The following is a 13,260-nucleotide window of genomic DNA, read 5'->3' as shown; positions in this document are numbered from 1 at the left end:
CGTCACGCCTCCGGGGCTTCGAACTTCGAGGTGCGGGTCATCCCGGCGGCACGGCCCTTGCCGGAGACGACCAGGGCCATCTTGCGGGACGCCTCGTCGATCATCTCGTCGCCGAGCATCGCCGAGCCCTTCCGGCCGCCCGCCTCGGACGTGTGGTACTCGTACGCGTCCAGAATCAGCTCCGCATGGTCGAAGTCGTCCTGCGACGGGGAGAAGACCTCGTTGGCGGCCTCGACCTGTCCGGGATGCAGCACCCACTTGCCGTCGTAGCCCAGCGCGGCGGCGCGCCCGGCGACCTCGCGGAACCCGTCGACGTTCTTGATCTGGAGGTAGGGACCGTCGATGGCCTGCAGATCGTGCATACGGGCGGCCATCAGGATCCGCATCAGGATGTAGTGGTAGGCGTCGGCCGAATAGCCGGGCGGCTGCTCGCCGACCACGAGGGACTTCATGTTGATGGAGGCCATGAAGTCGGCCGGGCCGAAGATGATCGTCTCGAGACGGGGGGAGGCGGCGGCGATCGCGTCCACGTTCACCAGACCGGCGGCGTTCTCGATCTGGGCCTCGATGCCGATCCGGCCGACCTCGAAGCCCATGGTCTTCTCGATCTGGGTCAGCAGCAGGTCGAGCGCGACGATCTGCTGGGCGTCCTGGACCTTGGGCAGCATGATGCAGTCCAGGTTGGGGCCCGCGCCCTCGACGACGGTGACGACATCCCGGTAGGTCCACTCGGTGGTCCAGTCGTTGACCCGTACGACCCGCGTCTTGCCGCTCCAGTCGCCCTCGTTGAGGAACTTCACGATCGTGTGGCGGGCGTCCGGCTTCGCCAGCGGCGCGCAGGCGTCCTCCAGGTCCAGGAACACCTGGTCGGCGGCCAGGCCCTGGGCCTTCTCCAGGAACCGCGGGTTCGAGCCGGGCACCGCGAGACAGGAACGACGCGGACGCAGACGGTTCAGGGGCTCGGTCATGCGGGGACCTCCAGAGGTTCTAGCTTGTTCGCTTTGCGGATCTCGTCGACGATACGTCCGATGATCTCCGTGATGCCGAAGTCCTTCGGGGTGAACACGGCGGCCACGCCCGCCGCCCTCAGCTCGGCGGCGTCGGCGTTCGGGATGATCCCGCCGACGATCACCGGAATGGGGTTGTCTCCCGGACCGCCCGGTCCGGCTGCCGCACCGGCCTCCCGCAGCCGCGCCAGCACATCGGGCACCAGCTCGGCGTGCGAGCCGGACAGGATGGAGAGCCCCACACAGTGCACGTCCTCCGCGAGCGCGGCGGAGACGATCTGCTCGGGCGTGAGCCGGATGCCCTGGTAGACCACCTCGAAGCCCGCGTCCCGCGCCCGTACGGCGATCTGCTCGGCACCGTTGGAGTGCCCGTCGAGACCGGGCTTGCCGACCAGCAGCCGCAGCCGTCCCGCGCCCAGCTCATCGGCCGTGCGCGCCACCTTCTCCCGGACGAGGGCGAGCGGGGTGCCCGCCTCGGCGGCGACCGCGACGGGCGCGCCCGAGACGCCGGTCGGCGCGCGGAACTCGCCGAACACATCGCGCAGCGCCCACGCCCACTCGCCGGTGGTGACACCCGCGCGGGCGCACTCCAGCGTGGCGGCCATCAGATTCTCGGAACCGGCCGCCGTCTTCTTCAGCGCGGTCAGCGCGTCGGTGGCCCGTTCCTCGTCGCGGTGGTCGCGCCACTCGTGGAGGGCGGCGACGACCCGTGCCTCATTGGCCGGGTCGACGGTCATGATCGCCGCGTCGAGGTCCGCGGTGAGCGGATTGTCCTCGGTGGTCTCGAAGACGTTGACGCCGACGACCTTGTCGTCACCGGCCTCGATCCTCGCCCGCCGCTCGGCGTGCGAGGAGACCAGCTGCGACTTGAGATAGCCGGACTCGACGGCCGCCATCGCGCCGCCCATCTCCTCGATCCGCCCCATCTCGGCGAGACACTCCTCGACGAGGGAGTCCACCTTGGCCTCGATGACGTGCGAGCCCGCGAAGATGTCCTCGTACTCCAGCAGATCCGACTCATGGGCGAGCACCTGCTGGATACGGAGCGACCACTGCTGGTCCCACGGCCGGGGCAGGCCCAGCGCCTCGTTCCAGGCCGGCAGCTGTACGGCGCGGGCGCGGGCGTCCTTGGAGAGCGTGACGGCCAGCATCTCCAGCACGATCCGCTGGACGTTGTTCTCCGGCTGGGCCTCGGTGAGGCCGAGGGAGTTCACCTGGACGCCGTAGCGGAAACGGCGGTGCTTGGGGTTCTCGATGCCGTACCGCTCACGCGTGACCTGGTCCCAGATACGGCCGAAGGCGCGCATCTTGCACATCTCCTCGATGAAGCGGACGCCCGCGTTCACGAAGAAGGAGATACGGGCGACGACGTCACCCCTGCGCTCCTCGGGGACCTGGCCGGAGGCGAAGACCGCGTCCAGCACGGCGATCGCGGTCGACATGGCGTACGAGATCTCCTGGACCGGCGTGGCACCGGCCTCCTGGAGGTGGTAACTGCAGATGTTGATCGGGTTCCACTTGGGGATGTGGTTCACCGTGTAGGCGATCATGTCCGTCGTCAGCCGCAGCGACGGGCCGGGCGGGAAGACATGCGTCCCGCGCGACAGGTACTCCTTCACGATGTCGTTCTGCGTCGTGCCCTGGAGCCCGGTGATGTCCGCACCCTGCTCCTCGGCGACGACCTGGTACAGCGCCAGCAGCCACATGGCCGTCGCGTTGATGGTCATCGAGGTGTTCATCTGCTCCAGGGGGATGTCCTGGAACAGCCGGCGCATGTCGCCGAGGTGGGAGACGGGGACCCCGACCCGGCCGACCTCGCCGCGCGCGAGGATGTGGTCCGGGTCGTAGCCGGTCTGCGTCGGGAGGTCGAACGCGACCGACAGACCGGTCTGGCCCTTGGCGAGGTTGCGCCGGTAGAGCTCGTTGGACGCTTCGGCGGTCGAATGACCGGCGTACGTCCGCATGAGCCACGGGCGGTCCTTCTGGCGCTCTGTCATAGGTGCCGTCTCTCAGATGTTCCCGCCGGGGCGGGCCGCTTGCCCGGCCGACGCGTCACGGAAGAGGTTGATGGCGTCGATGTGCCGGGCGCGCATCTCCTCGTCCCGCACGCCCAGACCCTCGGCCGGGGCCAGGGCGAGCACGCCGACCTTCCCCTGGTGCAGATTGCGGTGCACGTCGAACGCGGCCTGGCCGGTCTCGTCGAGCGAGTAGACCTTGGAGAGCGTCGGGTGGATCTTGCCCTTCGCGATCAGCCGGTTCGCCTCCCACGCCTCGCGGTAGTTGGCGAAGTGTGAGCCGATGATCCGCTTCAGCGACATCCACAGATAGCGGTTGTCGTACTCGTGGGTGTAGCCGGACGTCGAAGCGCAGGTGACGATGGTCCCGCCCTTGCGTGTGACGTACACGGAGGCCCCGAAGGTCTCGCGTCCGGGGTGTTCGAAGACGATGTCGACGTCCTCGCCGTCCGTCAGCTCGCGGATGCGCTTGCCGAACCGCTTCCACTCGCGCGGGTCCTGGGTCTGCTCGTCCTTCCAGAACCGGTAGCCCTCGGCGTTGCGGTCGATGATCGCCTCGGCGCCCATCGCCCGGCAGATCTCCGCCTTCTGGTCGCTGGAGACGACACAGATCGGGTTGGCGCCGCCGGCCAGCGCGAACTGGGTGGCGTACGAGCCGAGTCCGCCGCTCGCGCCCCAGATCAGGACGTTGTCGCCCTGCTTCATGCCCGCGCCGTTGCGCGAGACGAGCTGGCGGTACGCCGTGGAGTTCACCAGCCCCGGCGCGGCCGCCTCCTCCCAGCTGAGATGGCCGGGCTTGGGCATCAGCTGGTTGGACTTGACGAGCGCGACCTCGGCGAGGCCGCCGAAGTTGGTCTCGAAGCCCCAGATGCGCTGCTCGGGGTCGAGCATCGTGTCGTTGTGGCCGTCCGAGGACTCCAGCTCGACCGAGAGGCAGTGGGCGACGACCTCGTCGCCGGGCTTCCAGGCGTTCACACCGGGGCCGGTGCGCAGCACGACACCCGCCAGGTCGGAGCCGATGACGTGGTACGGGAGGTCGTGCCGCCTGGTCAGCTCGGAGAGCTTTCCGTACCTCTCCAGGAACGTGAAGGTGGAGAGCGGCTCGAAGATCGAGGTCCAGACCGAGTTGTAGTTGACGGAGCTGGCCATGACGGCCACCAGCGCTTCGCCGGGGCCGAGTTCCGGTGTCGCCACATCCTCGATGTGGAGGGACTTCCGGGGGTCCTTCTCGCGGGATTCCAGGCCGGCGAACATCTCGGCCTCGTCCTTGTGCACGGTCACCGCGCGATAGGACTCGGGGAGCGGTAGCGCGGCGAAGTCCGCGGACGTGGAGTCCGCCGACTGGATCGCGTCCAGGATTTCCTTCACGGTGTTGCCTCCGGCGAAGCGCGAGGGCACCCCGAGGGGTACCCCGATGAGGGTGAGGGAGCGGTGCTGCTGCTGTGGAGGTGTGCCGTCGGTTCGGCGGATGGTGATCGGCGGCGCTGGTGAGCGCGGTCGGGAGCCTGTGACGCAGGCGTCCGGGCGCGCAGCCGCGTGTTGGTCGCGGGTTGCGGGGACAGCCGGCGTACGCGTGATCTCTGCACGCCGGCCGCCCGGACGCCTTTACCGTATGGCACGCCGTGTCAGGTGACAAGGCACTGCGTGCCAATATTTTCTTTCAAGTGTCATCCCGCTGGCGGCAATGGGCAACCAGAGGGTCGTTTCGGGGGCCGCGGTGCCGTGCGGCGGCGGCCGGGAGGGGATGCCGGGGCCCGGCAGGTGGTGGCCGGCCTCGCGGGCGAAGGCAGCGGCCGGCGGGTGAGGGGTGGGCCCTGCGGGTGAGGGGCGGGGCCGTTGGGCCGGTCGGGTGTCAGGTGGGGCGCGGTCGGGGCCCCGCGGCTCAGCCCCGGCGGCCCTGCAGCGCGCGCTCGATCGTGCGCATCACATCGTCCAGCGGCGCGTCCGTGCGGGCCACCGCCACTAGAACCTCGTCCTGGGGGGTCGAGGTGAGAGCGGCCGGCGGTTCCGGCGCGGCCGGGGGAGCGGGCGCGAGTTCGGCGGGCTGGGCGCGGCCCGCTCCGATGCCCGACCCGAAGGTGTCCCGGACGATGGCGAACGCGTGGTCGAGCTGGGCCTCCACATCGCCCTCGCCGCCCGCCCGCAGCCAGCGGCGCAGCACATGGTTGTGCGCGGTGACGACCGCCGACGCCGCCACCTCCGCCAGCAGCGGGTCGTCGTTGCCGTCGTGGTGGTCGCGCTCGTCGAAGTGGCCCAGCAGATAGCGGGTGAAGAGCCGCTCGTAGCGGGCCACGGAGGCGATCTCCCGTTCCCGCAGGGTGGGCACCTCACGGGTGAGGCGGTAGCGCTCCACGGAGACCGCGGGGGAGGAGGCGTACATCCGCATGACCTCTTTGATGCCCTGGCACACGGTGTCCAGCGGGTGCTCGTGGGCCGGTGCCGCGTTCAGGACCGCCTCGGCGCGTACGAGCGTGTCGTCGTGGTCCGGGAAGATCGCCTCCTCCTTGGAGCGGAAGTGGCGGAAGAACGTCCGCCGGGCGACTCCGGCCGCCGCCGCGATCTCGTCCACGGTCGTCGCTTCGTATCCCTTGGTCGCGAAGAGCTCCATGGCCGCCGCCGCCAATTCGCGGCGCATCTTGAGGCGTTGGGCGGCGGCGCGGTTGCCTGCGGCACTCTCCGGAGCGTCGGCGGCGGTCTTGGCGCGGGGGGAAGGACGACTGGGATCAGCGGGCTGGGCCATGCCCCGAACGTACTGCATCCGTGCAGGAGAGCGCGCGTGTGGGGCGGCGTCACCGACGCCGGGAGCGGGTGCTCGGACCCGCCCCGGAGCCGCCCGTGGGGGCGGCTGCGGGGGCGGCTCCTCGGAGGGTTCGAGGAGTCCGCCCCAGCCGGCCGATGGATCAGCGCCGGGCATATTCGCGGAAGCCACGGCCCGTCTTCCGGCCGAGGCAGCCCGCGGCCACGAGGTGCTCCAGCAGTGGCGCGGGCGCGAGCCCGGGGTCGCGGAACTCGCGGTGCAGCACGTTTTCGATCGCGAGCGAGACGTCGAGCCCGACGACGTCGAGGAGTTCGAAGGGCCCCATCGGGTAGCCGCCGCCCAGTTTGATGGCGGCGTCGATGTCGTCGACGGTCGCGTAGTGCTGCTCGATCATCTTGATCGCGTTGTTGAGATACGGGAACAGCAGCGCGTTCACGATGAAACCGGCCCGGTCGCCGCAGTCGACCGGATGCTTCTTGATCTCCGTGGTCACCGCGCGGACCGTGGCGTGGACGTCGTCCGCGGTCAGCACCGTACGGACGACCTCGACCAGCTTCATCGCCGGGGCCGGGTTGAAGAAGTGCATCCCGATGACGTCCTGCGGGCGCGAGGTCGCGCGGGCGCAGGCCACGACCGGCAGCGAGGAGGTGGTGGTGGCGAGCACCGCGCCCTCCTTGCAGACCTTGTCGAGCGTCGCGAACAGCTGCCGCTTGACCGCCAGATCCTCGGCGACGGCCTCCAGCGCCAGATCCACCTCCGCGAACGCGTCGAGCGAGCCCGCCGGGGTGATCCGGCCGAGTGCGTCTTCCCTGGCCTCGGCCGTCATCCGGCCCTTGTCGACGGAGCGGGTGAGCGACTTGGCGATGCGGGCCTTCGCGGTCTCCGCCTTCTCCAGCGAGCGCGCGGCGATCACCACGTCATAACCCGCCTTGGCGAAGACCTCCGCGATACCGCTCGCCATGGTGCCGGAACCGGCCACGCCGACCGACCGGATCTCCCGGAGAGCCGCCTCCCCGTCCGTGGCGGGCCGCGGGGTCAGGGCGTCCGGCACGACGTCAGGGGTGCCGGGAGCGGCGTAGGAGTAGAAGCCCCGGCCCGTCTTCCGGCCGGTCAGCCCGGCCTCGCTGAGCTGCTTCAGTATCGGGGCCGGAGCGTGCAGCCGGTCATGGGACTCGGCGTACATCGCGTCCAGAACCGTACGCGCGGTGTCGATGCCGATCAGGTCCAGCAGCGCCAGCGGGCCCATCGGCAGCCCGCAGCCCAGCCTCATCGCCGCGTCGATGTCCTCGCGGGACGCGTATTTGGCCTCGTACATCGCCGCGGCCTGGTTGAGATAGCCGAAGAGCAGCCCGTCCGCGATGAATCCGGGCCGGTCGCCGACGGCCACGGGCTCCTTGCCCAGCTCACGGGCGAGCGAGGTGACGGCCGTGACGGCGGCGGGCGCGGTCAGCACGGAGGAGACGACCTCGACCAGCTTCATGGCCGGGGCCGGGTTGAAGAAATGCATGCCGAGGACACGTTCGGGGTGCTCGGATTCGGCGGCCAGCCGGGTCACGGAGAGCGCGTTGGTGCCGGTGGCGAGGATCGTGGTGGGGCGGACGATGCCGTCCAGCTCACGGAAGACCTGCTGCTTGGTCTCGTACGACTCGGAGACGACCTCGATCACGAGATCGGCGTCCGCCGCCGCCTGGAGGTCGGAGAAGGTACGGAAGCGGGCCAGGGTGTCGGCGCGCTCCCTCTCGGTGATCCTCCCGCGCTCCACGGCGCGGGCGGTGGAGGCTTCGAGGGCGACGACGGCCTGGCGGGCCGCTGCCTCGCTGATGTCGACGCCGATCACTTCGCGGCCCGCACGGGCGAGGACCTCGGCGATGCCGGCGCCCATGGTGCCGAGGCCGACGACGGCAATGGTGTGGAGAGGGATGTCCATCAGGGGACTCCAGGTGAGTGACGACTGAAGGAGGGGCCGCGCGTGCGATCAGGAGGCACGCGAGCGGCGGCGGCGCGCGGGAGAGTGCGCCGAAGAGCGCACAACGCGTACCGGACGCGGAGCGTGGTACTGGGGCGGCGGGCTCTGTCCCGGAGCCATGCCCTACGCGGCGCGCCACCGACGCGCGCACCGCTGTCCTTGCCGTTTCACCGAACCGACTGCACTCGGTGGCTGCGTCACCAGGCCACCGGAGTCGCGGGTGTAACCCGCTCACATGAGATTAACCCGCGGGTAATGAGCGCGCCAGACCGCACCCCATGTGATCTGGATCGCACGGAGCGAGGCGGCGGTGATCCTATGCGGGTCCACGGCCCCGGCTTGCCCGGTCGCCGGGGCGGGGGCGCTCGGGACCGGGATGGTTCCGGGCGCCGATAAGGTGATCTTCATGGACGAGGAGTTACGGGCACTGGCGGAGCGTCTGCGGGACGAGTCCGGCGGCTCGGCGGCGTACGAACGGCTGCTGGCGACGCCGGACCCCGAGGAACTGGCGGGTGTGCTCACGGAACGGGAACGTCCGCTCTGGGCGCGGGAGATCGCCGCCTTCCGGCTGGGGTGCGCCGGCGATCGCAGAGCCTTCGAGGCTCTGGTCCTGTTGCTGAACCACCGTGACGGCGAACGGTGCGTCTCCGCCGCGCACGCGCTGTCCGAGCTGGCCGACCCCCGTACGCCGCGCGCCGCCGCGGCGCTCGCCACCAACGAGCTGCGGGTCGCCTACGCCCTGGTTCCGGTCCGCCTGCTGGCCCGGCTCCGGGCGCCCGAGTCCGTACCGGCGCTGATCACCGTGCTCCGCCGCCGCCTCGGCCCCGGCGATCCGCACTGGCGGGTGGCGCTCGCCTGTGTGGAGGGGCTGGGCGCGCTCGGCGACCGACGGGCGGGCGAGGTACTGGAGTCGGCGCGAGCTCATCCCAGGCTCTCGGCGGCGGCCCACGCCGCACTGGCGCGTCTGAGTCCGTGAGCGACGGCGGAACAGGGCGGACCGGTCGAGCCGGTCCGCCTCCGGAGGCCGCTGCCCGGACGCGCGCGGGCCCTCCCCGGCGTGCGCGTCACGGGCTCCGGAGCGGGGAGAACCCCCGGCTCCGGAGCCCGCGACTCCCCCCGGCATCCGTCGGACCTCCTGAAAGGGTCACCGCCGGACATTCATATCGGCCGCCACGGGAGCCGGTCCTCGTGGGCGCGGCTCAGTGGAGCTTGGCGACCGCGGTCTTCGTCGTCGCCCTGAAGCCCGCCAGCGGCGCGCCGCCCATGTCGCCCAGCTGACCCCAGCCGATGACCGTCACCGTCCGGCCGTCCCGGCCGACCGAGTACAGCGAGACGTCGTCCGAGCCGACCTCGGGGTCCCAGGTGTCGATGCTGTAGACGTGCGCGCCCTCCTCGATGTTGACGGGGCCCTCGTAGACGGCCTCGCCCTGGAGTGTCGGGTTCTGCTGCTGCAACCGGCCGAGACAGCTCTCGATCGAGGCGCGGACCTTGGTGACGAGCGCCTTCGCCTTCGCCTCGCTGGGCGCGACCGTGATCGTCTGGCGGGCGTTGGTGTCCAGTTCGGTCCAGAACAGCCGGTGCTTGCTGGCGGCCCGCGCCGCGGTCCCGGCGGTGCAGAAGTCCTCGGGCAGACCGGCCTGTGCCGGGCCCGCCGTCCACGGCGTCGGCGCCGCGGGCAGCTGCGAAGCCGAGAGGAACGCCGGCCAGGGAGCGGCGCCGGCCGAGGTGAAGGAGGCGACGGTCAGGCCCAGCGCCGCCGCGGTGACGGCGGCGGTACGGAACATCTTCTTCATGGCATGGATCCCCGTTGCTCGGTGGTCGTTGGAGCGATCACCAGCTTCGGCAGCCCGGCGGGCGGACACAAGCGTCCCGGCCGTTCCCGGAACGGTGGAACCATTCCACCCCCGCTGACGTGGCACTACTCAAGGGGGGTGGAACGCCGCCCTGGGACGGCCGGAGAGCTGGAACGGTTGTGAACACGTCACGAGGAACCGAAACCGAGGCGTTCGCGCGCCGACTGCGTGAGATGCGGGACGCCTCGGGCCGCAGCTACGGCGCGCTCGCGCGCAGGGTGGGAGTCAGCGCGTCCACCCTCCACCGCTACTGCTCGGGCCATACGGTCCCCATGGAGTTCGCCCCCGTCGAACGCCTCGCCCGGCTCTGCGGCTGCGCCGGTGAGGACCTGGTCTCCCTCCACCGCCTCTGGGTCCTGGCGGACGCCGACCGCCGTCGCCGCCAGGAGGCCGCGACGGGCCCGGCGGCCTCGGCGGGACCGCCGCACGGGCAGCCGGACCGAACACCCCGGCCCGGAGGGGACGACGTATCGGACGCGCCCGACACGTCCCGTGCATCCGATACGTCCCGCGCGTCCGGAGGGGCCGGTGCGTCCGACGGGCCCGCCCCGCCGGACGCCTCCGTCACGGAGGATCCCGTTCCGGCACCGCCGTCCCGGCCCGGCGCGCGGGGCCTGCCCGGTACCCCCGCCCCCGCACCGGTCACCCCCTCCGAAGTGACCGTCATCCGACCGGAAGGGACCGGACGGGAGGGGGCTGGAGGGAAAGCCTCGCCCGTCTCCGTACGCTCCTACGCGCCCGGGCGCTCCTCCGTGCCCGCCCGCTCCCCGCGCCGACGGCGCGCGGCCCTCGTCACGGGCGTCGTCGCGACCGTCGCCGTCTTCGGCCTCCTGATGGCGTTCGACCAGTCCCCGCTCCGCCCGCCGGGCGGGAACCACGCCGCCGCGCGGCAGCCCGGTGGCGCGGAAGCGGAAGGAGGCGAATCCCCGGCCACCGGGGACGGAACCGGCCCGGCCGCCTCCGCGTCCCGTAGCGCCTCGCCGTCCGGTGCGCCCGCCGCATCGGACGGCGCGGGAGTCCGGCAGCCCCACCCGAGCCCGTCCCTGTCCCCGTCCTCCTCGAGTACGGAGCCGGACGGGCGCGGGGAAGTCGGTACGCCGTTCACCGTCGCCGTCGACCAGCACGTCTGGGCGAACGGCTGCGATCACGGCTACCTCGTAAACCGGGCCCCCACCGCCGTCCCGCCGCCCCCGGCCGAGTCCGACGCGGAACTCTGGGCCCGGTCCACCGGCGCGGTGCACGGCGGCAGGACCAGGGTCCGGATCACCGTGCAGGGCAAGAGCGACCAGGCCGTGGTGCTCCAGTCGCTGCGGGTCAGGGTCGCCGCGAGGCGGACCCCGCCGCCGGGGAACGTCTATCAGATGAGCCTCGGCTGCGGCGGATCGATCACTCCCCGGATGTTCGAGGTCGACCTCGACAAGTCCCGGCCCATCGCGCGCTCCGTGAACGGCCGGGACGAGAACGGGCCCATCGCCGCGGTCTCCTTCCCCTACCGGGTCTCGCTCAAGGACCCCGAGATCCTGCTCGTCACCGCCGGGAGCACCTCCCGGGACAGTGACTGGTATCTGGAGCTGAAGTGGAGCAGCGGCGACCGCTCGGGGACGCTGCGCATCGACGACAGGGGACGCCCCTTCCGTACGACCGGGGTCGAGGGCAGGCCCTCCTATGTGTACGACTCGGCCGCCGCCCGCTGGTACGCGGACTGACCGTCGATCCGGTAGGCCGCCCCGGCCGGCACCGGCGTCATCGCCCGGCGCGAGTGCCTGCCGGGACCGTCGGGCAGGCACTCCCGCCGGTTCGGGACCGTCGGGCCCGACAGCAGAGCCGGCGTCAGAGCAGCGTGAGCTGCACGGGCTCCCGGTCGCGCCGCAGGGCTCCCGGATCCGGCTCCGGTCTGATCCGCCGCGGCATCCCCCGGTCGGCCGGGCCGATGCCGAACTCGGCCGCCAGTTCATGGACCTGGCGTGTGATCCGGCGCTGGTACCACCTGGGCGCGTACGCCCCGTCCGCGTACAACCGCTCATAGCGCCGCACGAGATACGGGTGGTGCTCTTGCAGCCACGCCATGAACCACTCGCGCGCTCCGGTCCGCAGATGGAGGACGAGCGGTGTCACCGAGGTCGCGCCTGACGCGGCGATCGCGCGTACGGTCGCGCGGAGCTGGTCCGGATGGTCGCCGAGGAAGGGAACCACCGGGGCCATCAGCACCCCGCAGCCGATTCCGTGGTCGGCGAGGGTGCGGACGGCGTCGAGGCGGCGCTCGGGCGAGGGCGTGCCGGGTTCGAGCGTGCGCCACAGGCGCTGATCGGTGAAACCGACCGAGACGGAGACGCCGACCTCGGTGACCTCGGCCGCCTGGAGCAGCAGTTCCAGATCGCGCAGGATCAGGGTGCCCTTGGTGAGGATGGAGAACGGGTTCGCGTAGTCGCGCAGGGCCGCGATCACGCCCGGCATGAGCCGATAGCGTCCCTCTGCCCTCTGGTAACAGTCGACGTTCGTGCCCATCGCGATATGCGCGCCCTGCCAGTGGCGGGACCCCAGTTGGCGGCGGAGCAGCTCGGGCGCGTTGACCTTGACGACGATCTGGGAGTCGAAGCCGAGCCCGGTGTCGAGGTCCAGATAGCTGTGGGACTTGCGCGCGAAGCAGTACACACAGGCGTGCGAGCAGCCTCGGTAGGGATTGACGGTCCATTCGAACGGCATCCGGGACGCGCCCGGCACCCGGTTCAGAATCGAACGCGCCCGGATCTCGTGGAAGGTGATGCCCCGGAACTCCGGTGTGTCGAAGGTGCGGGTCGTCACCTCGGACGCGCCGAAGAGCGAGGCGTCGCCGGAAGCCCCCGGCGTCGACTGATTCTCGGCCAGATGGTCCCAGCGCATGGTCGCCTCCTCGGTAGCACTGGCCTCAGAATAGAACACATGTTCCCTTGATCGCTTTGGGCCTCCGCCTTCCGGCCATCTCCCGGCCCCGGATTTGGGCGCTCGCACCCGAGATGGTTGGCTTGCGCCACCCCGAACAACCGAGTGCTGGAGGAACAGCAATGGCGCAGGTCGAGGCCACGACGGAACGAGTCATCGCGGCGGACGCGGAGACGGTGTTCGACACCCTGGCCGACTACGAGAACTCCCGCGCGAAGCTCCTGCCCGAGCAGTTCAGCGAGTACGAGGTCCGGGAGGGCGGCGACGGTGAGGGCACCCTCGTCCACTGGAAGCTCCAGGCGACCAGCAAGCGTGTCCGCGACTGTCTGCTCGACGTCACCGAGCCGACCGACGGCCAGCTGATCGAAAAGGACCGCAATTCCTCCATGGTCACCACCTGGACCGTCACCCCGGCGGGGGAGGGCAAGTCCAAGGCCGTCGTCACCACCGTCTGGGACGGTGCCGGCGGCATCGGCGGATTCTTCGAGAAGACCTTCGCGCCCAAGGGTCTCGCCCGCATCTACGACGTCCTGCTCGCGAACCTCGCGGCCGAGGTCGAGAAGCGGTAGCCGGGAAGAGGGTCACGGACCCCACCGCCCTTCCGGCCACGGAACCCACCGCTCTTTCGTGGGCCGTTGTGACGCTCTCACCGTATCGAGTGGTCTTCCCTGCGGCGTCGTGATGCGCCCCGCGCACCACGGGCCGCGGGAAAGCCCCTGATGAGCGCCCGACACGCCTCCCT

10 protein-coding genes are annotated in these 13,260 nt (G+C 71.0%); 3 read left to right on the top strand and 7 right to left on the bottom strand.

The window, feature by feature from the left end:
• Positions 1-2: 2 nt before the first annotated feature.
• The 5 genes from ACWEFL_RS19665 to ACWEFL_RS19645 all read right to left on the bottom strand — a co-directional run bounded on the left by ACWEFL_RS19665 (position 3) and on the right by ACWEFL_RS19645 (position 7,707).
• Positions 3-968 (bottom strand): HpcH/HpaI aldolase/citrate lyase family protein, encoded by a 966-nt coding sequence (locus ACWEFL_RS19665; protein ID WP_451714043.1) that lies wholly within the window; start codon positions 966-968, stop codon positions 3-5.
• Positions 965-3,004 carry a protein meaA gene (locus ACWEFL_RS19660; RefSeq protein WP_451714040.1) on the bottom strand — a complete coding sequence of 680 codons (2,040 nt, stop codon included), beginning with the start codon at positions 3,002-3,004 and terminating at the stop codon, positions 965-967. The genes ACWEFL_RS19665 and ACWEFL_RS19660 overlap by 4 nt, the downstream gene beginning before the upstream one ends.
• Positions 3,005-3,016: 12 nt before the next feature.
• Positions 3,017-4,390: a crotonyl-CoA carboxylase/reductase gene (gene ccrA, locus ACWEFL_RS19655; RefSeq protein WP_451714038.1), complete on the bottom strand. Its 1,374-nt coding sequence runs from the start codon at positions 4,388-4,390 to the stop codon at positions 3,017-3,019.
• A 514-nt stretch (positions 4,391-4,904) separates the two neighbouring features.
• Positions 4,905-5,780 (bottom strand): TetR family transcriptional regulator, encoded by an 876-nt coding sequence (locus ACWEFL_RS19650; protein ID WP_451714036.1) that lies wholly within the window; start codon positions 5,778-5,780, stop codon positions 4,905-4,907.
• A 142-nt stretch (positions 5,781-5,922) separates the two neighbouring features.
• Positions 5,923-7,707: a 3-hydroxyacyl-CoA dehydrogenase family protein gene (locus tag ACWEFL_RS19645; protein WP_451714033.1), complete on the bottom strand. Its 1,785-nt coding sequence runs from the start codon at positions 7,705-7,707 to the stop codon at positions 5,923-5,925.
• Positions 7,708-8,152: 445 nt separating this feature from the next.
• Between ACWEFL_RS19645 and ACWEFL_RS19640 the strand changes: the two genes are divergently transcribed.
• Entirely contained in the window at positions 8,153-8,722 is a 570-nt protein-coding gene (locus ACWEFL_RS19640) for an adenylosuccinate lyase (protein WP_451714031.1), read from the top strand.
• 223 nt (positions 8,723-8,945) lie between these two features.
• On the opposite strand, the gene ACWEFL_RS19635 is transcribed toward ACWEFL_RS19640, so the two are convergent.
• Positions 8,946-9,539: a hypothetical protein gene (locus ACWEFL_RS19635; RefSeq protein ID WP_451714028.1), complete on the bottom strand. Its 594-nt coding sequence runs from the start codon at positions 9,537-9,539 to the stop codon at positions 8,946-8,948.
• Between the two features lie 179 nt (positions 9,540-9,718).
• On the opposite strand from ACWEFL_RS19635, the gene ACWEFL_RS19630 reads away from it, so the two are divergent.
• On the top strand, positions 9,719-11,305 hold the full coding sequence (locus tag ACWEFL_RS19630) for a helix-turn-helix domain-containing protein (RefSeq protein ID WP_451714025.1): 1,587 nt from the start codon (positions 9,719-9,721) through the stop codon (positions 11,303-11,305).
• Positions 11,306-11,429: 124 nt separating this feature from the next.
• Here the strand turns inward: ACWEFL_RS19630 and ACWEFL_RS19625 are convergent, their stop codons facing one another.
• A complete protein-coding gene (locus ACWEFL_RS19625; protein ID WP_451714023.1) occupies positions 11,430-12,479 on the bottom strand; it encodes an Rv2578c family radical SAM protein in 1,050 nt (349 codons plus the stop codon).
• Between the two features lie 161 nt (positions 12,480-12,640).
• On the opposite strand from ACWEFL_RS19625, the gene ACWEFL_RS19620 reads away from it, so the two are divergent.
• On the top strand, positions 12,641-13,087 hold the full coding sequence (locus tag ACWEFL_RS19620; protein ID WP_451714021.1) for an SRPBCC family protein: 447 nt from the start codon (positions 12,641-12,643) through the stop codon (positions 13,085-13,087).
• The last annotated feature ends 173 nt before the right edge of the window (positions 13,088-13,260 follow it).

Source organism: Streptomyces sp. NPDC004838, from assembly GCF_053600955.1.
This window is presented reverse-complemented; position numbering and strand designations above follow the sequence as displayed.